We start from the raw sequence: 20,825 nt of genomic DNA, 5'->3' as shown, positions 1-20,825 counted from the left end.
CTCGCGAAACAATGCGGCCCAGTTTGCTGTCAAGCGCAGAAGATTGACCAGCCTTCAGCAAGAACAATATCGAAATGAGCAAATACTCAGCTTCGTGCCGCCGTCACCGAGCCCGCGGCGATCGCGGCGGCGATGGTCAGCAGCGCGCCGAGCATCAGCGCCGACGGCTCCCCCGGCGCCAGCAGGTGCAGCTGGGTGCCCAGCGCGGCCGCCGCAACCGGCACGCCCAGTTGGGCCGCGGCCAGCACACCCAGACCGACCGGCTGGCCGCTCACCCGCATCAGCGCGTGCACCGCGACGGCGCCCGCTCCCAGGCACACCCCCAGCAGCACGAAGGAGGGGTGCCGTCCCAGTTCGCGCAGGTCCAGCGAGGCGCCCAGCCAGATGAAGAACAGCGGTCCGAGGAAGCCCTCGGTCAGCGCGAACAACTGCTTGGCCAGCCGCCTGGGCTCGCCGACGGCCGCCACCACCAGACCGAAGGAGAAGCCCGCCAGCATGATCGACACATGCGTCCGGACCGCGAGCGCGGCCAGCGCGAACAGGATCACCAGACTGATCCGCAGCTCCAGCGCGAACTGCCGCTCCTGCGACAGCCGGTGCAGCCGGCGCTGGTAGCCGCCCCGCTCCAGCCGGCGCAGCACCAGGAACAGCGCCCCGGCGCAGCCCAGCACCGCCAGCGCACCCAGCGCCGCACGGGCGGCGTGGTCCGGGTCGATCACCAGCGGCAGCGCCACGATGCAGAGCGCGTCGGCGACCGCCACCTGCGGCAGCAGCCCCAGCACCTGCGGGCCGCCGAGCCCGAGCGCGTCCACGACCGGCAGCACCAGGGCGGCCGAGGAGGAGGCCATCAGCACCGCGTAGAGGGCGGCGTGCCCGGTGCCGAAGCCGTCGGCCACTGCCAGCGCCGGTCCGACGGCGACGGCACCGACCGCCAGCGCCCGCAGCGTTCCGGTGCGCAGCCCGGCCCGCAGGTTCGGGTCGCGCATCGGGACGTGCGCCCCGGCGACGAACATCACCAGGGCGAAGCCGATGTCGGCGAGGAAGCCGAAGGTGGGGTCGGACGCGTGCAGGAATCCCACCGCGGAGGGCCCGAGCACCACCCCGGCGGCCAGCTCCCCCAGCACCACCGGCAGGTGCCAGCGGCGCGGCAGCGCCAGCAGCGGACCGAGCAGCCCCGCCAGGGCGATCACCGCCAGCGTCGCGAAACCCATGGCCCGGCCGCCTCCCCTGCTGTTCTGGTGCCCTGCTGTCCTGCTGTTCCAGTGCCTTGATGTGAACGACCAGTCTCGCCCACCGGGGACCGTTGAGACCGCCGCCACGTCCCTGTAGCCTTGGAGTATGCATTCGTCGTCCTGTCGCCTGAGCTGGTGGCGCTCCTCCTAGGAGCGGCCACTCCCACGCACGCACGACGAGACGGGCCGTTCGCGAGGACGGCCCTTTCGCATGCCCCGGCCCGACGGCCGGGTGGAGGCCCCCGTCCGCACGGACGCCCAGCCACCACCCCCGCCAACGGCCAGGAGGCCTCCCATGAACACCGCCCCTGTGAACAGCACCCCTGCTCCCGCCGCCACCCGCACCCGGGTCCTCACCGGCGACCGCCCCACCGGCCGACTGCACCTCGGCCACTACTTTGGCACCCTGCAGAACCGGGTCAGGCTGCAGCAGCAGGGCGCCGAGCTGATGCTGGTGATCGCCGACTACCAGGTGCTGACCGACCGCGACGTCGCCGACCGGCTCGGCGAACACATCGAGGGGCTGGTGCTGGACTACCTCGCCCTCGGAGTCGACCCGGAGCGCAGCACGATCTTCACCCACAGCGCGGTCCCCGCCCTCAACCAACTGCTGCTGCCCTTCCTCAGCCTGGTGTCGGTCGCCGAGCTCGGCCGCAACCCCACCGTCAAGGACGAGATCACGCACTCCCGGCAGTCCGCCGTCAGCGGTCTGATGTTCACCTATCCGGCGCACCAGGCCGCCGACATCCTGTACTGCAAGGCCGGTCTGGTGCCCGTCGGCCAGGACCAGCTGCCGCATCTGGAGATCACCCGCACCATCGCCCGCCGCTTCAACGACCGCTACGGGCAGGTCTTCCCGGTGCCGGAGGCGCTGCTGTCGCAGGCGCCGCTGCTGCTGGGGACGGACGGCGCCAAGATGAGCAAGAGCCGGGGCAACTCCATCGCCCTGAGCGCCTCCGCCGACGAGACCGCCCGGCTGATCCGCGGTGCGCGGACCGATGCCGAACGCCGGATCAGCTACGACCCGGAGAGCCGTCCCGAGGTCTCCAGCCTGCTGCTGCTGGCCGGCCTCTGCCTGGAGCGCGACCCGCACGAGCTGGCCGAGCAGATCGGTGACGCCGGATCAGCCGCCCTGAAGCGGCTGGTCACCACCGCCGTCAACGACTACTTCGCCGCGGCCAGGGCACGGCGCGCGGAACTCGCCCAGGACCTGGGCCACGTCCGCCGCATCCTGCACCAGGGCAACGCCCGCGCCAACGCCATCGCCGACGAGACCCTGGCCCAGGTCCGGGCAGCCATGGGCGGACTGGTGGCGGCCGCATGAGCCCCTTCGCCGGCCTCCCTGCGGCTACCGCCCCACGGCGTACCCCTGCATCCCACGCGGGTTGGCCGCCGCCGACAGCACCCCGGTCCGGGGGTCGCGGGCGACCGCGCACATGCGTCCCTCGGACCAGGCGTCCGCCACCGTGACCAGGTGGCCGCGCCGCCGCAGCTCGGCAACGGCCGCCTCGCCGACCCGGGACTCGACGGTGACGCTGCCGGGCTCGGTGGTCCTGGGGTGGAACGAGCTGGGGAAGCTGTCGTTGTGCCAGTTCGGCGCGTCGATGGCGGCCTGGAGGCTGAGCCCGCCGAGGGCCACCGCCAGGAAGAAGTGCAGCGACCACTGGTCCTGCTGGTCCCCGCCGGGGGTGCCGAAGGCCAGTACCGGCTCCCCCTCGCGCAGTGCCAGCGAGGGCGACAGGGTGGTGCGCGGACGGCGGCCCGGGGTCAGCGAGTTGGGCAGGCCGGGCTGCAGCCAGGTCATCTGCAGCCGGGTGCCGAGCGGGAAGCCCAGCGCCGGAATGACCGGGTTGGACTGCAGCCATCCGCCGCTAGGCGTGGCCGCGACCATGTTGCCCCAGCGGTCGACGATGTCGAGGTGGCAAGTGTCGCCCCGGGTCACCCCGTCCGGACGGGTCGTCAGACCGCCTGCTGATACGGTCGGTTCGCCGAGTCCCGGCGCCGTCCCGGCCCCCTCGGCGGGCAGCTCCGGCAGCACCGGCCTGCGTCCCCCGGGGCTGCCCGGGCGCAGCTCGTACGAGGCGGTGTCCCCGATCAGCTTGCGCCGCTCGTCGTTGTACTCGCGCGACAGCAGGTCGGCCAGCGGAACGGACCCGGCGCCGCCCTCCCCCGCGTCCCCGTACCAGGCCTCGCGGTCGGCCATGGCCAGCTTGGTGCCCTCGACCAGGGTGTGCAGGTACTCGGGCGTGCCGTAAGCCAACTCCTCCGGGAGCAGCGCGAGTTGCTGCAGGAAGGCCGGGCCCTGGCTCCAGCCGCCGGCCTTGCAGACCGTCCAGCCGTTCCAGTCGTAGCTCGCCGGCTCCTCGTAGCCGGCCCGGTAGCCGGCGAGGTCGTCCCCGCTGAGGGTGGCGGCGTTGCGGCGGCCCGAACTGTCCATCGTGGGGCGGCCGGCGAAGTCCACGATCGCCTTGCCGATGAAGCCCTCGCGCCAGATCCGCCGGGCGGCGTCGATCGCGGCCTCCCGGGGCAGGCCCGCGGTCTCGGCCAGCAGCCGCCGCCAGGTCGCGGCGAGCGCCGGGTTGCGGAACAGCTCGCCCGGCTTCGGCGCGGGGAGGTAGACCGCGGCGGAACTGGTCCACTCGCTCTCGAACAGCTCCCGCACGGTCTCCACGGTCGCGGTCACCTTGGCCACCACCGGGTGGCCCCGCTCCGCGTACCCGATGGCGTAGTCCAGCACCTCGGCCAACGACTTGGTGCCGTGGTCGCGCAGCAGCACCATCCAGGCGTCGAACGCCCCGGGAACGGCCGCGGCAATCGGCCCGGTACCGGGCACCAGGTCCAGCCCCAGCGAGCGGTAGTGCTCCACGGTCGCCCCGGCCGGCGCGGGACCCTGCCCGCACAACACCTGCACCCGGTTCCCGTCCCCGGCCGGCGCGAACACGATCGGCACCTCGCCGCCGGGCCCGTTCAGATGCGGCTCGACCACATGCAGCACGAACCCGGCCGCCACCGCGGCGTCAAAGGCGTTGCCACCACCCTCCAGCACCGCCATCGCCGACTGCGAGGCCAGCCAGTGGGTGCTGGAAACCATGCCGAAGGTGCCCTGCAGAGTCGGTCGGGTGGTGAACATACGGATGGACTCCCTCGCTGATCACTGGCTCCACTCCCCCGAAGTGATCTTCGACCGCCCACACCGACCCCGTCAACGGGCTCTCGCCGGAAGTCGGGGTCGGTGTGGATGCAGTGGGGTGCCGTGCTCGATGATCTCTGGATGCGTCCCTTGAAGCACGGCTACACCAACCACACCGTCGGCGACGGATCCGTGGTGGAGAAGACCTACGAAGGCCCCGACGCGGAACTACGGCGTGCACGGGAGCACACACTCCTGACCCGACTGCAGGCGACGTTGCCCGTACCCCCGGTCCACGGCCTGGACAAAGGGACCCTCACCCTCGGGTTCGTCACCGGTACCCCTGGCCAGGAACTGATGGACGCCGGCAGCGCCGAGCAGGTCCTGGAAGCCTGCGGGACCCTGCTGCGCCGCATCCACGAGACCACGCCGAACATACTCGGGGCGGGCCCTCACGATGCCGGCAAGGTGCTCGTCCACGGGGACTTCGGGCCCAACAACCTGCTCCTGGACCCGGTGACGTTCCAGGTCACCGCCGTGGTCGACTGGGAGTTCGCCCACCTCGGCGACCCGGTCGAGGACCTCGCCTGGTGCGAGTGGATCGTGCGGACGCACCACCCCGAACACCGCCAAGCGCTCGACCGCTTCTTCCACTCCTACGGCGACCCGGTGCCCGCGTGGCCGCTGCGCCGGGCAGCCATGCTGGCCAGGTTCGCCGAGCTGGAGCTGTTCTGCCACCGCTGGGAGCCGAACGGCCCGGGCGTGCGGCAGTGGCAGGAACGCGCCGCCACGACAGCGGGCTGGCGGGAATAGCCCACGCGGAGGCACCCGAATCCTCGACGGGGCAGCCGAACAGTTCCCGCGAGGAGCCTCGTCGCCCGGCCTAGAGTGCGTCGAGGTCGAGTTCCAGGGCTACCGTGCCCTGGTTGCCGCCGCAGATCAGTAGGCCGTCCGGGGTCAGGGCGAGGGCGTCGGTGTGCTGGACCAGGGGTAGCGGGGTCATGCGGCCCTGGGTCGGGCGCCAGAGGTGCAGGCGGCGGTCGGACCAGGCGACTGCGAGGGCGGGACCGGTGGGGGTGTTCACCGAGGCCAGGGCGGTGGGGAGGGCGTTGCGCCGTTCGATCGGCTCGGGCATGGACCGGCCGCTGGCGGAGTCCCAGAGTCGGACGGTGCCGTCCCCGGCGCCGGTGAACACCAGGACCAGGCCGTCGCGGACCTCCGGCAGGGCGAGGCAGCTGAGTGCGGTGACGGGCACCTGGTGCGGACGGTGGGTGTGTCCGGCGGCAGCGGTCCGGCTGCCGACCTGCCAGAGGTGGAAGCTGCCGTCGGCGTCGGCGATCACCACCGTCCCGCGATCCGCCGCGACCGCGGTGACCGGGGGGTTCCCGCGGGCGAGCACGGAGGCGTTGTGTTCCTGCACGAATGCGTGGAGGCCGGCCGGGGCCGGATCCTGCGCACCGGCCGAACCTGTCTCCGAAACGGGGACAAGTCGCAGGTGACCCGTCGCGTCCAGCGTGATCAGGTGTTCCGGGTCCACCGCGGCTATGTGCACCGGGCGGAGGCTCGGTTCGGTGGTGATGCGTCCGGTCAGCGATCCGTCCGCCGGGTCGTGCCGGTGCAGTCGGCCGATCAGGTCCGCGGCCAGCAGCGCGCCCTCGGTCGGCGCCCCCTCGGCCAGGGCCAGTCCGGCCGTGCGGAGTCCCGGTCGGGACCAGCGCGCGGTCCAGGAGTGCTGCTCCGCGCGGGGGCGCAGGAACTCGGCGAGCCGCGGATCGACCGCCACGGCCGCGGTGTGGAGCACCGCGACGCGTTCGGGGTCGAGGAGTTCGGTCGAGCTGAGCGCGGGGCCGGCCGACGCCCAGACGGTGCGCAGGCTGCGCGGCACCGCGATCCTGGTGTCGGCGAGGGCTGCGGTTATCGCGACCGGGGATCCGTATGCCAGGTAGCCGGGGTCCATCAGCAGGCGGGAGGCTGCACCCTGACGGAGTGCCAGGTCTAGGGCGGTCTCCCGGGCGGTGGCCGAGGCCGCCTGCCAGTCCGCGCCCGGCGCCGGCGGCGCTGCGTCCTGCGGAACGGCGGCAGTGGAAGCGGCAACGGACGCAGAGGCGAAGGCGCGGCGGCGGAACGGGGGCCCGCCCGGCGGCAGCGCCAGCACCAGTGGCTGGAACTCCGGCGGCAGCAGTTCGGCCCGGTCCACCTCTATCGCGGCCCGGACCCCGGGCAGGGACAGCAGCGGTCCCAGCAGATCGGTGACCACCGCCTGCGGCGTCGCTGACGGCAGGTCACCCGAGCCGCGGCCGGACAGGTGCAGGTCCGGGACGATCATCCGCAGCGGTCGTGGGTCGGCCTCGACCCGCGCCAGCAGTTCCTCGGGACCGGTAGGCCCGTATCCGAGCTGCCGTCCGATCTCCCAGGCCATCGTCACGGCTATGTGCCCCTGCGCGGGCACCGTCGCATGGACGGTGGTGGCCGGGTGCTGGTGGGAACCGGCCAGCAGCCAGGCCAGCAGATGGCTCTTGCCGCTGCCCCGCCCACCCGTGACCAGGCAGACCCTCGGGCAGGCCGGGTCGGTGCGGGAGGCCCAGTCCAGCAGCGCCGGTGCCAGCAGCACCGACGGTCCCTCGAGCGCGGGCCAGTCGGCGACCCGCGGCGGCTGGGTCACGCCGGCCCCAGCGACTGTGACTGCGACTGCGACTGCTGCGCGGCGGCGGCCCGGAGCCGGCTTATCCCCTCGCCCCTGGAGGCGGCGGTCTCGCCGTAGGGGAACGAGTGCGTGAGCTTGGCCTGCGGGAAGCGCACCGCCAGCCACATCGAGCAGTAGTGGCCCGGCAGGAAGCAGGGCTGCAGGTCGGTGTGGATGCCCGTCACCTGCTCCGGTGCGACCCCGGCGCCCTTCAGGGAGGCCCACAGGCGTTCCTCCGGGTGCAGCGCGATCGCGCCGGAAGCGGTGAGGATCTTCTTCTGGCCGCTCCCGTCGACGACCTCGAACGCGGCGAAGTTCTCCACCCCGGCGGTGTCCCGCAGATCGTCGAGCACCAGCGGCCACCAGCTCTCCCGGTCGACGAAAGCCGCCGGATCGGCCTCCTGCAGCCGCCGTTGGAAGTCCTCGAACGCTGCCTGCGCCGCCTGCGGGCTGTCCGTCGCGCCGAGGAAGGAGAGCAGTCCGTCCAGGTCCAGCAGCGCGGCCGCGAACTCCTCCGGGCTGGAGCTGACGAACCGCAGCGGCTCGCTGTACCCGAGCAGCATCGCCTGGATCCGCCCGTCGGGGTCGGCGACGAGTTGGTAGGCCGAGTCCGACCCGAGCCGCGTCCAGGACAGGTGGTCGGCGGAGCGCAGCGACTTCGACGTCTCCACCGCGTACTCGCGCAGCGCGGCCGGTTCGCCCGCGGCGGTGCGGAAGTACGGGCCGACCTGGAGCGGCAGCGTCAGCGCGGCGATCCGGGACAGCGCCTCGGCCTCCGGGGCCACCGGGTCGCCCGCCGCCGCGTCGACGCCGAACCGGCGAAGCCCTGCGGCGCCGAACCGGGCGGTCATCGCCTCGTCGAGCCGGTCGCTCTCGGGATGGCTCACTCGCCGAACGTCCTCACGTACTCCAGCACCGTGAACCAGGTCGATCCGGGGTTCTGCAGGGCGACCGGATCGGCCTCGCGCATCACCGCGAGCAGCCGCTCGTCCACCCCCACGCCGAATTCCCCGTCGTCCTCGAAGCCGTTCTCCTCGGCGAATTCGGCGTCGTAGTTGGGACGCTCGGCCTCGACGCTGTAGAGGAAGTAGAGGAAGTCGTCCAGGCTGCTGTTCAACAGATAGGGTTCGGCGCCGCTCCCCGGAATGCAGTACACGGCGCCGCTGCCGGCGTCGACCACCATGGTGTCGTAGGGAATTCCGCCGATCGCGATCCACTCGTCGAAGACCAGGTCCGAGGACGGGTGCAGGGCGCGGCCGCGCGGCCAGCCCTTGTCCGCGATCTCGACGGACAGGTCCTTGACCGTCTGAAACCATCCGGTGGGCTGGTCGGGCAGGCCGACGTCGCGCAGCAGTTCGCGGGTCCGGGCGTGGGAGACCGGTGCGAGTGCGCCCTCCGGTACGGTGACCAGGTCATCGGCTGGGAAGACCGACTCCATCAGAGCCCGGTCGACGGTCTGCGGCATGATTCACATCCTATCTGTTCCGGTACGCCGGTTCAGCGCCCGCCGGGCACCAGTCCGTCGAGGTACTTGCGCATCGCCTCGTTGCCGGCCGTGCGCGACGCCTCGGTGCTGCCGTACTCGATGCTGTGCGAGACCTTCATGTTGGGGTCCATGTACTCGCTCATCCAGGCACTGCAGTTGACGCTGTTTGTACAGGGTGCTCTTTCGGTGTAGAGCTCGGTGACCCCCGCCGCCGTCTTCTCCTGCAGAAAAGGGATTCCCAGCGCACGTTCGGAATGCGTGGGGTACTTGCTGCGTCCGACCAGGATGAATCCGTCCGCGTCGCCGGGCTTTCCGTACCTGACGGCCGCGTAGTTCTTGCTGGTGAACTTCGTTCCGCGGTAGGTGCCGTAGTCGCCCGCCTCGTGCCTGGCCAGCTGGGTGGCCGCGGCCAGGTCGGTACTGCCGACCGGTATCTCGGCCGAGTCCACGTGCGGACGGGTCTCCCCCTCCTCGATCTTGGGGAGGTTGTACGGGCTGTCCTTGCCGACCGGCCGCTTGGGTACCTTGCCGTCCTCGTCCAGGCCCAGCGGCAGCTTGGCGCGCTCCTCGTCGGTCAGCGGCACGGCGCCGTGCGGGGTGAGCCGGTCCACCGTCAGGTCGTCGTTGAGGCGGTAGACCGGGGTGTCCCCGATCTTCCCGTGCAGGTCCTCACGGGCCTTCTCCAGCGCCGCCAGCTTCGCGGCGTGCTCGGCGTCGGCCTCGGCGGCGTTCTTCGCCACCTGGCCGGCCCCGCTCTCGGTGTCCTTGAGGATGCCGTGGTACGCATCGGTGAAGTCCTTGACCAGTCCCTTGCCGACCTTCGTGGCCGCGTCCTTGAAGACCTCGTGTATCTCGCCGCTCATGAGAAGTCCAGCCCGGCGAACTTGCCGGCGAACACCTCGGCATGCCCCTGGACGGTCTGCGCGTGCTGCCCCAGCACCTGCGCGTGCGCGGTCAGATCGGCCGGGTGTATCCGGAAGCCGTCGCCGGGCCCGCTCCCGGACACGCCCAGCATGTCCTCCAGCGCCGAGTAGCTCATCCCCGCGACCGCCTTCTCCACCGTGCCCAGCAGCGGCGTCAGCGCGGCCTCGATCACCTGCGCGGTGATGTACTGGATCACCATCTGCTTCAGGTACTCCACGGCCAGGTCCGCGGCCTCGACGATGGCCGCCTCGGCCGCCTCGGCCAGACCCAGCGTCACCACCGCCGCGGCCTGGTCCGCGACGAACGAGGCCGCCAGCACCACCAGGTCGGCTATGCACTCCAGCTTCATCGCCACGATGTAGTCGGCCGCCGCGTCCAGCGCCGTCGCCAGCAGCGAACAGCCGGTCTGCAGCTCGCTCATGTGCCCCTGGGACAGGTGCGCCCACTTCGACACCAGCAGCTCGTACGAGTTGGCCTGGTACGACTCCTTCATCGCGGTCACCGTCGCGGTCGCCTGACGGTGCGTCCCGTCGATCTCGGCGGCGAAGTCCCGCACGTGCGTCGCGAACTCACGCACCGAGTCCTCGTTCACCTGAGGCCACTTGATGCCGATGACCTGAAGGAAGGTCACCACCGCCCCCGGTAGTTCGATCGCCATGGACACCCCCGTCCGTCGAACACATGTGTCGACCAGGATAACCACACTGAGTGCATGTCACATCAGGGGCTACGGGGGTGTCGTCGACGGTCAGGGCAGCGGGCCCAGGCGGCGTTTGAGGGGCTGGCGGCCCTTGGGCTGGGACGGGTCCGGGAGGTGGGGCAGGGTGTGCAGGTCGCAGCTGACCGACGCTCCCTTGGTGGATCCGGCCGAGCCCTTGCACAGGCGGGTGGCCACGATCACCGGCGCGGACAGCGGGGTGGAGGCGGTGACGATCTGGAAGTGCAGGCCGCGCACCTTGGTGTAGCCGTACTCCGCGCCCTGCTTGCCGGCACGGTAGACCTGTTTGACCTTGGAGTCGATGTCCAGGTGCACTACCTGGTCGCCACCGGCCAGCAGGTTGCAGTGCCGGGCCAGGTTGCAGGTGAACGCCCGTGCCGCGGACTCCAGTTACCGCACATGTACCCAGGAGAACGCGCGCAGGAATGTCCCGAGTGTGGACAGTGCCCGGTCAGGGCGACTTGAAAAGGTCACCCCGTTCAACCGGAGCTTCGTTGCGTTCATGACGGGCAAGTCCCGTGGCCCACCAGCGACGACGTGCGCACTCACCCGCTCATGGGGAATTTGAAACACCCCTGGAGGCTAAACGTCTCAACCTCAGTTGCTCGGCTGGAAATCCGAGCTGACGCCCCAACAGCAAGGGGGTGCCTCTCACCTGCGATGATCTGGATTGTCGAGATCAAGTTCATCGATCGGAAGAGGCACCCTCCGGGTGAAAGCTACCAGCTGGGACAGGCGGCTCGCGGTGCGGGTCGATGATGGGAATCTGGTCGGCCACGCGGGCATCGTGCTGCTGCGGAAGGTCGCGGACCGTACCGGGCTGACCCGCGCGCTCGGCGCGGTGATCCCCTCCGGCGGTGGGCCGGGGTGGCGGGACCGCGGCGTGGTGCTGGTCCAGCTCGCCTGCGCGATCGTGCTCGGCGCGACGAACGTGCTGGAGGCCGAGCGGCTCCAGGGCCACTGGCGGCGCCTGTTCGGCGACCCGGTCTCCGACAGCACCCTGCGCCGCACGCTGGAGGCGATCGACGCCCCGACGGCGGCCCGGATCGAGCGGGCCCGTGGTGCGATACGCCGCGCGGTGTGGACCTGGCTGCACCTGCGGCCCGGCGGCTTCCCCTGGATCACGGTCGCCGGACGGGAACTCGTCGGCTGGTACGTCCTGGACCTGGACGCCACCATCGTGACCTGCACCAGCAGGAAGGAGGGCGCAACGGGTACCTACAAGGGCGGCTTCGGCCACATGCCGCTGGGCGCCCGGCTGGCCAACACCCGCGAGTGCGTCGCGATGCTGCTGCGTCCGGGAAACGCCGCACCCAACGACGTCGCCGACCACCGGACCGTGCTGGCCGCCGGCCTGCGCCAGCTCCCGCTGCCGCTGCCGCTGTGGTCGAAACTGCTGGTCCGCATCAACGGCGCGGCCTTCAGCCACGGCGTCCTGGACCACCTGCACGCGCTCACCACCACCCGGCGCCGGGTGCGGTTCGTGACCGGCTGGGCCGTCAACGCCGCCGACGAACAGGCCATCGCCCTGCTGCCCGAGAGCGTCTGGGCGGCCGCACTGCGGCAGGACGGCCAGGCCCACGAGATCACCGGCGAGGACGGGAAACCGGTCACCTACCAGGTCGCCGAGCTCACCGGAGTGCGCGACCTCGCGGGCTGGCCGCAGGGGCTACGGCTGATCGTGCGCAGGGTCAAGCCCTCGCGGCGCGACGCGAAGAAGCTCACCGACTTCGAGAGGAAGACGGGCTGGCGCTACCAGATCATTGCCACCAACCTCCCCGCCCACCAAGGCCTTTCTGCCGTGCCCGGCCCCGGACAGGCGTGGTTCCTTGATGCGCTCTACCGTGATCACGCCGAAGTGGAGGACCGCGTGAAAGCAATCAAGCGGGTCGGCCTCGGCCTGCTGCCTTCGAAGTCCTGGCAGGTCAACGCGGCCTGGGTGCTGGCCGCGACCGTCGCGGCCGACCTCGACGCCTGAACGCGGCCCCTGCTGCTGCACGACACCCCGGAGCTGGCCAAGGCCTAGCCGGCCACGATCCGCACGAAGCTCTACCACCTCCCGGCCCGCCTCACCGCCCACGCCCGCCGCCGCGTCCTCCACCTGGACCGGTCATGGCCCTGGGGGCACGCGTTCACCACCGCCTGGCGGCGGGCCACCAAGCTTCCGGCCCTCACCTGAGGGCCGGTCACTACTCCGACGAGGAGCAGGAAGGAGCAGACCGGCGGGCCACCGGGCCGTGGAACCCGGCGCACACCGCGGCGTCACGCGACGGACCCGCCTCGAACGGCCGAGGACAAACCGGGCAAAACAGCCGAGCTGAGCCCCACGATCAGGCCACTGAACAATCGAGGTCGAGGCCAATGCCTACGCACACGCTACGTCGCCACCCGCCAAGCTCGCGGACACCTCCACACCGCCCAAATTCGAAGGCCCCGAAACCCTGGGAGGCCTTCACGAGGTGCCTTCCCAATCGGACCTGGTGAAAGCGTGAGAACTCCCATCACCCAGTTCAGTGGGCGCGTCCCTGTTTGCGTCAGCCCCACCCGCAGCCCATCACCGATCGGTGCACCCAGGCTCAGCCAATCGCCTGATCAGTTTGAGGATCGTATCCAGCCAGCCCGAAAGACCGCGCCAACTCAATAATCCCTGGCAGCCTATCAGTCTGATCGAAAGGTAAGGTGATGAGGATGAATCTTGACAGATCCTCCTGCACATCCAAATCCGGATCATAAGCTAGTGGCTCAAGCGATTGCTCAATCCCCGGCCAACGAATGGTCAATTGCTCACGAAATTCAGTTACGGCTAGGCTTGACTCAAAGCTATCAGAATTGCCGTCAGCCGCACCCTCATAAAGCTCCTGCGTAGATAGAGCACCTCGCCACCAGAAGCAAACATCGAAACTCATCTGGATCACCCTCCTATGGCGTTATAGCTGAAGGACTGCCAGTACGAGCCGACGGTGGTGGAGACAATTCCCGTGCAGCGATGACTTTTCGAGCGATACAGACCTCAAAAAATATGACTACACAGATCAGCCATTCCGCTGACCATTCATCTCCCCATGAACCCACTCAATACTTTCAGGTCGATTGCCAGTCCCGAGACGGCAGAACTCCTCAAGTGCAGCCCGAATCCGAATGATCGGAAGAGTGCTCCTGGGATCAAAGAAGTACGGGACCCCAGAATCCGACACCACACGCGGGTCAAAATCCGGAGGATTTGGATTATCCGACACCCAAATGTACTCCGAGATTTCATCCTTCGAAATTCGCTCTTGTGTCGCGTACCAAACTAGCCCGCCATAGCCGGTCTCCGAATTGACCGCAATTTGAAGGGCGTTATCGGGCCACCAGTCGCGCACCAATTCCGAGTGGCGCCGGGCGGCGAACATGAACGTTGCGACTTCCCCAGGGCTGACCCACTGCTGGTCACGACGCTCGAACCGAAGGTTCTCCATGACTTCCGTAATGAGTGCAGCCTTCTCGGGCCAGCTTTCGGCATAACAATAGCTGCCGTGGATCACTGCATTCAGAATCATGGCGTGCCGACCCCTCCAATAACTACAGGCTCTGTGGCGCCAGGATACCATACGGTCATCGTTGAGCCTTCAGGAAGGATTGTCTGAACCGCACCTTGGCATCCATATGTACCACCGCATACGCCTTCGGCGTTATTCATGACGACCGTCGCGTCTGTTACGCCATTCTGGCGCATCCACATCGCGTACTGTGATTCGACATGCTGAGACGCCGGGTAGTAAGCGGCCCTCGGGTTGATAGGGGCACCATGTTGCCTCAGATACGCATCGGTGGCCTTAACGAGATCGCTACTGCCACCCGCCTCAAGCTCATCAGCGATGGAATTACCAGCGGAGTCAAATATTCGACCAGTCGTGACACGCTTGTTGGCAAGCTCAGCCATCACGCCTTCCACGTCAACACCGCAAGAAGCATTATGAACCAACACTGGCGTATCGCCCGCGACCACATAGTACGTGTGGGTGTTGGCGACCGTCAGGTTGTAGGTCAGAACGTGACCGATGTAGTTGCGAACGTGGGTGACTACAGCGGTGTGGCCGTCAGGTTCGAGGAGGTGATCGCCGGGATGGAGTTCGGCGGCGTTAGTCCAGCGTTGAGTGGTGACGTCCCAGTAAGGGTGATGCTGCGTGGAGGTGAGCTCGCGGGAGCCGCCTGTGATGCTGATGGCAAGGTCAGTGAAGTCAGTGTCGGTAAGGGTCTTAATGACCGCGTTAACCTCTTGGGCCTTCGTCTGCCCCGTGAGGGGGTCTGTAGCGAGGACGTGATCGCCGACTCTGACAGCGCCGATCGGCTCACCCATATGATCAGCATGGAGTACCTGGACGGTGCCGGGGAAGCTATTGGCGTAGCAGCCGAATGTCGGGCTCTCAGGATTATCGTCGAAGTATTTTCCCCCAACTAGGATCCACAGGGCTGCCCCCCCGTTTGCCTCGGAGGCTTGGTATACGGCTGAGTTCGGGTCGGCTCCATGTCCAGCGGCCCAGGAGTCTATGGATTGATCCGCGCTCTTTTGCCAAGAGCTGCAGTCCCCTGACCAGAACCAGCAGTTGGGACTAGCCCATTCGCCGGCCACCACCCCCTTGGCTGCCCCTGCCAGATCGCCGAATAGCCAGGAACGCGCGCTGTAGTGATGGTAGGCCGCGAGTGCCTCGCGTGCCCTCTCCATTTCACATGTCCGGAGGCAGAAGTGCGTCCCGTCAGTAGCCGGGTGCGATGTATGGACCTGCCCATTGACGTCGCTCTGGTTGTCTACCTCCTTGCCGGAGTCGGGGTCAACGTGGGGGTGGCAGGAGTCCTCGCAAGCGGTGGCCAGGCCGGTGGGGTCGGCGAGGTTGGGGGGTTGGTTGTCGCTATAGGCGTAGCCGTTCCAGGACTGCGGGTCGGCTGGATTGAACAGGGGATCGACGCTGAGGAAGCGTCCGGTGGCGGGTTGGTATTCACGGGCGCCGAGGTTGGTCAGGCCGGTGGTGGGGTCTTGGACGCCGCCGACGAAGCCTCTGTCGCCGTAGCCGTTGGCGGTGGTCCAGCCGGTGGCGGTGGTGCCGCGAGGGTTGCCAAAGGGGTCCAGATAGCGGCGGGTCTCGGCCAGGGTGGTGGCGTTGATGTTCAGGGAAGCAGTGCCGTGGGCGTCGCTGATCTGGAAGTTTTCGGCGGTGCCGTGGCGAATGACGCTCAGGCCGTTGGGGGTGGTGTAGGTGCGGGTGTCGGCAGCAGCGCCGCCGGGGGTGTAGGTGATCTCGTCGTCGCCGAGGTAGATCGTGTTGGTCTTGTCCGGGCCGGTGCGCACAAGCAGGGCGCCGGAGGCGTCGTAGAGGTAGGTCGTCGGTCCGGCGGCGCCGGTGGCCTTGTCGGAGGCCAGGCGTCCTTCCGCGTCCCAGGTCAGGTTGGTGGTGCCGGCGGTGGCGGTGATGGCGGTGGTGTTGCCGTCGGCGTCGTACTGGTAGGCGGTGGAGCCAGCGGTGCTGGTGGTGGTCAGCAGGGCGTGGGGTCCTCCGGTGCCGCCGCCGGTGTTGGCCGCGGTGGTGGGGGTGTTGGCTGTGCCAGCGGCCGGGTAGGTCTGAGTGGTGGTCACGTCCTGGGCGGTGTTGCCGGTGGGGCTGTGTGCTGTGCTGCTGGTGCGGTTGCCGGTCAGGTCGTAGGTGTAGCTGGTCCAGTACGCGGCCGGTCCACCCACGGTGGTCTTACCGGAAGCGGCACCGGAGGTGGGGGTGGTGTTGGTGCAGCCGCCGATACCGCCGACCGAGGGCGAGGGGGCGACCTGGGTGGTGCCGGTGTCGCTCCAGGCGGTGCTCAGGCGTCCCAGGTAGTCGTAGCTGAAGCACTGGGTGTCGTTCTGGGCGGGGGTGTTGTCGGGGATGTCCTGGGCCGAGGTGAGTTGTCCGGCCTGGTTGTAGGTGTAGTTGTACTGGTCGACTGCACCGGTCAGGGCCGTCTGCTTGTCGATGAAGTCCGACAGGACGTGCCCGGTCCCCTGGTCGTAGTTGTAGGTGGAGACGACCTCGGTGCCCCAGGGGTTGAGGGTGGTGCGGATCGGCCGGCCCCAGGGGTCGTAGTCGGTGGACAGGTCGTAGGTGCTGCTAGCGGAGCCGTAGCTGGACAGTGGCCCGTTGACGTCGTAGCTGTAGTTCAGGGCCTCGGCCGGAGTACCGCCGGCGGCGCTGTCACGCGATGCGGTCAGGACGCCGCTGTAGGGGTCGTAGGTGTGGTTCGTCGTGTAGGTCAGGGCCGCGGTCTGGCCGATGAGGGCGCCGGGCAGGGTGTCCTGGGTGACGGTGGCCCGGTAAGCGTTGTCGTAGCCGGTAACGGCTTCGGTGTAGGCCGGTCCGGTGGCGCCGCTGGTGTAGCGGGTGGAGCTGGCGGGCTGGCCGAGTGCGCCGGTGACGGTGTCGTAGGTCCAGGCCGCGAGCTGGTTCGCTGCTGTGACGGTGCCGTTGTACTCGCCGGTCTTGCGACCCAGTAGGTCGTAGGTGTAGGCGAGGGTCTGCTTGCGGGCGTCGGTGGTAGTGGCGGTCTGCCCGTCAGCGGTGTAGGTCGTGGAACTGGTGCCGGTGTCCGGGTCGGTGGACTTGGTCGGACGGCCTTGTAGGTCGTAGCTGTAGGTCCAGGTGTTCTTGCCCGTGGTGTCGGTCCGCGAGGCGGGCTTGCTTCCTGGGGTGTAGGTCGTGGTGGTGACGTCGGCGTCGGTGGCGTGGCCGGTGGCGGTGGTGGTGCGGTACTGCCAGGTCTGGCTGACGCGGCCGGCGGCGTCGGTGACCGTGGTCGTCGGCGTTGCGCCTGTGGGCGGGGTCACATCGGTCTGGTCCGCGCCGCGGTAGGTGGTGCTGGTGGAGGACTGCGGCTGGCCCAGCGACAGGAAGGTCGACAGGGTGGCTCGCCCCTGTCCGTCGTAGACGGTGGTGGTCTCGGTGGGGACCTGGGTGTCGCTGGTGGCGTAGAGCGTGGTGCTGGGCCCGGTGTCCTTGTTGTACCAGGCGGCGTGGGCCTTGACGACCCGCCCTTGCGAGTCGTAGTAGTTGTCGGTGATCATCCGGCCGGTGTAGGCGGAGATTCCCGGGGTGGACTGGGTCTGGGCGATTTCGCCGAAGCCGTTGAAGATCTGGATGTTGTACAGGCGCTTGGTGCCCAGCGGCCCGAACGTAGCCGTGGTCGTGCTGGAGGGGGCGCTGGTCCCATTCACCGCGTAGGTGTACAAGATGTCGGCGTTGGCGGAAGTGTTGCCTGGCTTCCATACCGCGGTGAGCCGGCCGAGGGCGTCATAGCTGGTGGTGGTGACCTTGGCGTTGTCGTCCGAGGATGTGAGGACCTGCCCTCGGGCCGGGTCCAATGTCTGCTTTGCCAGCCACGTAGTGGTCTTGCCCGGGGCTGGGGTGGTGGTGTCGATTTCGTTTGGCAGTTCGCCTGCGGCGGCCGACGTGTAGGTCGTCGCCGTGGTCGCACCGCTGGGGTGGGCGCTGTCGGTGGCGTTCGGGTCGGTGGATGTGGCCGGGCGACCGTAGGAGTCGAAGGTGGACGTGGACTTGGTGACGTAGACGGGGTTGCCGCTACCGTCGTAGGAGTCCAGGGCCTGACTGCCCGTCGGGTCCCCGGTGCCGTCGGCCTGTCCGAAGGCCAGGCTGTCGTACAGGATCCGGCTGCCGGAGACGGTGTTGGCCGCGGTCGCGGTCGCGGTGCAGGCACTGCTACCGGATACGGTCAGGGTCTCGTCGACCAGGTCGAGGATCTGGGCGTTGGAGCTGGTGGCGTACTTGGTGCGGGTGCAGGTCTCGGTCAGCCCGTCACCGGTCTTGTCCTGGGTCTTCGGGCGGTTGCCGTTGGCCGAGTCGGTGCTGGTGACACTGGTCGTGGTACGCCAGGTGCCGTCGGCCTTCAGGGCCTTGCTGGTGGCGGTGACCTGGGTGGCGGCATAGCGGGCGACCAGGTCGGGCAGGGAGTTGCCGCGGGCGTGGGTGGCGGTGGTGAACGGTCCGCTGTCGCGGGTGGTGGTGTAGGCGACGACGGTGCCGGGGTTGCCGGTGGCGTCGGGGTGGTTGTAGGTGTCGGTCTCCAGGACGGTTCCGGCCAGCCAGTCGTCGTCGGTGACTGCGCCGCCCAGGGTGCCGGTGCCGACCTGCACGCTCTTGGTGGTGCCGTCGGCGTTGTGGTCGCCGTCCATGCCCTGCATGTAGTAGGTGACGGTCTTGCCCTGGGTGCCGTCACCGCCCGAGCCGGTGACGGCGGTGACCGATGCGAAGCCGCGGAACTGGTCCCAGGTGCGCACCGCGGAGTCGGTCAGCTCGTTGTCGTCGTAGTGCCAGGCGGCCGGGCCGTAGGAGTAGGTGGTGATGCGCTCCGGGGCCTTGGCGACGGTGTCGTTGGCGGTGACAGAGGCAACGGTGTAGTGGTTGAACCAGTCACTGGCTGGGGGGTCGCCGGCGGTGGAGCCCGGCGGGTACCACAGCACGTTGTAGCAGCCCATGGTGTCGCTGTCGGGTGAGGCGGGCATGGTCTTGCTGGTGCGGCTGCAGTCGGGCAGGTTGTAGTCGACGTTGATGCTCTCGCCGGTCTCGGTGGTGATGTCTTGGATCCGGGGCCGGTTGAAGATCGCCGGGGCGGGGACCAGGTTCGTGCCGTCGACCCGGTTGGGCATCATCACCGGGGTGAACTTCACCGCAGGCAGGGGAACCGTGGTGCTGCCGTTCTGGCCGGTGCGCTGGACCGAGTCCAGCCACAGCGGCGGCTTGGTGCCGTCGCCCGGATCGCGGAAGGACTGGGTCAGCGCGTACGAGTCGACCTGCTGGACCTTTCCGGCGATGGTGACCTGGGTGGTGATCGAGGCCAGTTTCTGGTTCGACCAGAAGCTGGGGCTGTAGTTGGTGCACGCTCCGCTGCTGGCGCAGTGCTGGTCGTAGGGCACGTCGGGCCAGTGCGTTGCATTGGTGCTGGACAGTGTGGCGCCGGCGCAGGTGTAGCTGTTGGCGGTGTCGCAGCGGCCCTCGGGGGCCAGGTTGAACAGCACGCTGGCGGCTATGGTGGCCTTGCCCTTGGCGGCGACCTGTCCGGCCAGGGTCTGGCCGTAGTCGATGCGGGTCAGCGAGCCGCCCGGGGTGTAGCCGGTGAGGGTGCCGGTGCCCTGGTTCTGTCCGGCGCCGCGCTCGTAGTAGTTCGTCGCGTCGGGGGTGTAGGTGTAGGTGACCAGGTTGCCGTGCGCATCCACCACGTAGGCGAGGTTCATCCGCCAGGGCATGCTGCACCACGAGCCCTGGCCGGCGGCGGCGCTGTAGCAGGGGTCGCCGCTGTTGGGCGAGTAGACCGGCTCGGTCCAGCTGCTGTTGGTGGCCGGGTCGGTGCCGTCCCCGCCGGGCAGGTGGTTCTTCCCGAAGTAGTAGACGGTGCCGGAGGTGTCAGTGACCTTGACGTAGTCGCTGTAGGAGCCGCCGTTGCCGCCGGTCAGGGAGCTGACGAACTCGACCTTCGTGCCGTCGTCACCGCTCAGGTGCCACACGCCGGAAGTGTCGTCGCGCACCAGTTCGCCGGAGTGCCCGTCCAGGGACAGGGTGGCCACATTGCCACCCCAGCACAGGTCGCCGGATCCGGTGATGCCGTCCTTGTCGCAGGACTTGTAGGACCACTCGATATAGCCGCCCGCGGACAGATCCCACCCGTCCCCGACCGCCGAGGCCTGGGCCTGGGTACTGGAGGTGCGACCGTCGACGGAGGAGGAGTCGTAGTCCAGGGCCACCTGGGGCGCCGCACCACCCAGCGAGGGCGGAACCTGGATGGGATAGCTGTAGGTGAAGCCACCGCTGGAGCTACCGGCCGTCCACTTCGAGCTGGGCTGCAGGCTGGTGGCCGCATACGAGCCGTTCCCGCCCCCTGAGGTTGGCTGCGCGGCCAACACCATTGGCGCCGCCAACGATTGCACACCGGCCGCGCCCACGGCTGCGCGGGACTGCGCGACCAGCGCACTGCTGCTCGTGGTCGTAGCCGCCGCGGCTGCTGGCAGGGTCACGTCCGCGACCAGGCGCTTGCTGGCCGGGTCGTAGTGCGAGGCGACCGGAGTGGCCGCAAGGCAACCCTCCACCTGAGGGGTCGTCAGTGAACAGGCGGGCAGCTCCACCAGCCTCGACCGGCTCGCCGCGTCGGCACCGTAGGCGGCGTCCAGACTGCTCAGGTCCAGGCCGAGCTGCACCGGAGCCCTGGATGCTGCCGCGCTGCCCGGCGCCAGGGTGACGACCAGGCCGTGCGTGCCCGTGGCACGGGTGTGCGCCGCGTCGACCACGGTTGCTGTCACCGTTGCCGCTGAACTAGCCGTCGGCGTTCCGGTGCTGCGCGCCGTCGCCGCAGGATGGGCAGCGACCCACACCGGCAGGGACCCCGCCCGGACCGAAGCAGCGGACGTAGCCGAGGATTTCGCGTTCGCGTTCGTGCCGGATTTCGCTCCAGCGGATGCTGCCGGGATCGCAACAGTGGCGCTGCCCGGAGCAGGGTCACTTGCTGCCGAGGGCTCCCAGATGGCGGGAACGGGATACTTCGGCTTGACCGGGTCGGGCAGTCCAAGTGCATAGCCGGACACCGAATCGGTGTGCGGCAGAGCAGTGTTCGGCGGGGACCAGACCTGGTGCGGGTCAACTGCC

Annotated in this window: 13 protein-coding genes and 1 pseudogene; 3 read left to right on the top strand and 11 right to left on the bottom strand. The window is 69.0% G+C overall.

The genetic code is table 11. The features are described 5' to 3' along the window. Positions 1–86: 86 nt before the first annotated feature. Entirely contained in the window at positions 87–1,211 is a 1,125-nt protein-coding gene (locus IF29_RS0109425; protein ID WP_030252278.1) for a cation:proton antiporter, read from the bottom strand. A gap of 316 nt (positions 1,212–1,527) precedes the next feature. Between IF29_RS0109425 and trpS the strand changes: the two genes are divergently transcribed. Next, complete coding sequence (gene trpS, locus IF29_RS0109420) at positions 1,528–2,556, top strand: tryptophan--tRNA ligase (protein WP_051725093.1); 1,029 nt, start codon at positions 1,528–1,530, stop codon at positions 2,554–2,556. 24 nt (positions 2,557–2,580) lie between these two features. On the opposite strand, the gene IF29_RS0109415 is transcribed toward trpS, so the two are convergent. Continuing rightward, complete coding sequence (locus IF29_RS0109415; protein WP_030252274.1) at positions 2,581–4,362, bottom strand: gamma-glutamyltransferase family protein; 1,782 nt, start codon at positions 4,360–4,362, stop codon at positions 2,581–2,583. A 141-nt stretch (positions 4,363–4,503) separates the two neighbouring features. Here IF29_RS0109415 and IF29_RS0109410 point away from each other — a divergent pair, with 141 nt between their 5' ends. Further along, positions 4,504–5,175: a phosphotransferase family protein gene (locus tag IF29_RS0109410; protein ID WP_030252272.1), complete on the top strand. Its 672-nt coding sequence runs from the start codon at positions 4,504–4,506 to the stop codon at positions 5,173–5,175. Between the two features lie 70 nt (positions 5,176–5,245). Here the strand turns inward: IF29_RS0109410 and IF29_RS0109405 are convergent, their stop codons facing one another. From IF29_RS0109405 to IF29_RS49215, 6 genes and pseudogenes are all read right to left on the bottom strand, one after another. Next, complete coding sequence (locus tag IF29_RS0109405) at positions 5,246–7,024, bottom strand: hypothetical protein (RefSeq protein WP_051725092.1); 1,779 nt, start codon at positions 7,022–7,024, stop codon at positions 5,246–5,248. Beyond that, positions 7,021–7,932, bottom strand: coding sequence for a nucleic acid/nucleotide deaminase domain-containing protein (locus IF29_RS0109400; protein ID WP_030252267.1), 912 nt, complete (start codon positions 7,930–7,932; stop codon positions 7,021–7,023). Before IF29_RS0109400 ends, IF29_RS0109405 begins: the two co-directional genes overlap by 4 nt. Further along, positions 7,929–8,510 carry an SUKH-4 family immunity protein gene (locus tag IF29_RS43345; RefSeq protein ID WP_051725091.1) on the bottom strand — a complete coding sequence of 194 codons (582 nt, stop codon included), beginning with the start codon at positions 8,508–8,510 and terminating at the stop codon, positions 7,929–7,931. Before IF29_RS43345 ends, IF29_RS0109400 begins: the two co-directional genes overlap by 4 nt. A 32-nt stretch (positions 8,511–8,542) precedes the next feature. Then, on the bottom strand, positions 8,543–9,394 hold the full coding sequence (locus IF29_RS45890) for a nucleic acid/nucleotide deaminase domain-containing protein (RefSeq protein WP_030252262.1): 852 nt from the start codon (positions 9,392–9,394) through the stop codon (positions 8,543–8,545). Then, positions 9,391–10,113: a WXG100-like domain-containing protein gene (locus IF29_RS0109385; protein ID WP_030252260.1), complete on the bottom strand. Its 723-nt coding sequence runs from the start codon at positions 10,111–10,113 to the stop codon at positions 9,391–9,393. Before IF29_RS0109385 ends, IF29_RS45890 begins: the two co-directional genes overlap by 4 nt. Positions 10,114–10,299: 186 nt before the next feature. After that, positions 10,300–10,623 (bottom strand): annotated as a pseudogene (locus IF29_RS49215) (IS1380 family transposase); the annotation flags it as partial. A gap of 262 nt (positions 10,624–10,885) precedes the next feature. Between IF29_RS49215 and IF29_RS41700 the strand changes: the two are divergent. Further along, on the top strand, positions 10,886–12,151 hold the full coding sequence (locus tag IF29_RS41700) for a transposase (RefSeq protein ID WP_269664999.1): 1,266 nt from the start codon (positions 10,886–10,888) through the stop codon (positions 12,149–12,151). A 598-nt stretch (positions 12,152–12,749) separates the two neighbouring features. Here IF29_RS41700 and IF29_RS45885 read toward each other — a convergent pair. The 3 genes from IF29_RS45885 to IF29_RS41695 all read right to left on the bottom strand — a co-directional run bounded on the left by IF29_RS45885 (position 12,750) and on the right by IF29_RS41695 (position 20,482). Continuing rightward, the gene (locus tag IF29_RS45885) at positions 12,750–13,079 is read right to left on the bottom strand and encodes a hypothetical protein (protein ID WP_157623667.1); all 330 of its coding nucleotides are present in this window, start codon (positions 13,077–13,079) and stop codon (positions 12,750–12,752) included. Positions 13,080–13,205: 126 nt separating this feature from the next. After that, positions 13,206–13,712, bottom strand: a complete 507-nt coding sequence (locus IF29_RS44740) for an Imm1 family immunity protein (RefSeq protein ID WP_084713816.1) — start codon at positions 13,710–13,712, stop codon at positions 13,206–13,208. Next, positions 13,709–20,482, bottom strand: coding sequence for a DddA-like double-stranded DNA deaminase toxin (locus tag IF29_RS41695; protein WP_157623666.1), 6,774 nt, complete (start codon positions 20,480–20,482; stop codon positions 13,709–13,711). The genes IF29_RS44740 and IF29_RS41695 overlap by 4 nt, the downstream gene beginning before the upstream one ends. Between the last annotated feature and the right edge of the window lie 343 nt (positions 20,483–20,825).

The organism is Streptacidiphilus jeojiense (assembly GCF_000719095.1).
Classification (GTDB): Bacteria; Actinomycetota; Actinomycetes; order Streptomycetales; family Streptomycetaceae; genus Streptacidiphilus; species Streptacidiphilus jeojiensis.
This window is presented reverse-complemented; position numbering and strand designations above follow the sequence as displayed.

Excerpts from the sequence above, each read along its gene's own strand:
- IF29_RS0109410 (WP_030252272.1), top strand. The coding sequence starts at position 4,504 with ATGCGTCCCTTGAAGCACGGCTACACCAACCACACCGTCGGCGACGGA.
- IF29_RS0109385 (WP_030252260.1), bottom strand. The coding sequence starts at position 10,113 with ATGGCGATCGAACTACCGGGGGCGGTGGTGACCTTCCTTCAGGTCATC.
- IF29_RS0109415 (WP_030252274.1), bottom strand. The coding sequence starts at position 4,362 with ATGTTCACCACCCGACCGACTCTGCAGGGCACCTTCGGCATGGTTTCC.
- IF29_RS45885 (WP_157623667.1), bottom strand. The coding sequence starts at position 13,079 with ATGAGTTTCGATGTTTGCTTCTGGTGGCGAGGTGCTCTATCTACGCAG.
- trpS (WP_051725093.1), top strand. The coding sequence starts at position 1,528 with ATGAACACCGCCCCTGTGAACAGCACCCCTGCTCCCGCCGCCACCCGC.
- IF29_RS44740 (WP_084713816.1), bottom strand. The coding sequence starts at position 13,712 with ATGATTCTGAATGCAGTGATCCACGGCAGCTATTGTTATGCCGAAAGC.
- IF29_RS0109425 (WP_030252278.1), bottom strand. The coding sequence starts at position 1,211 with ATGGGTTTCGCGACGCTGGCGGTGATCGCCCTGGCGGGGCTGCTCGGT.
- IF29_RS43345 (WP_051725091.1), bottom strand. The coding sequence starts at position 8,510 with ATGCCGCAGACCGTCGACCGGGCTCTGATGGAGTCGGTCTTCCCAGCC.
- IF29_RS45890 (WP_030252262.1), bottom strand. The coding sequence starts at position 9,394 with ATGAGCGGCGAGATACACGAGGTCTTCAAGGACGCGGCCACGAAGGTC.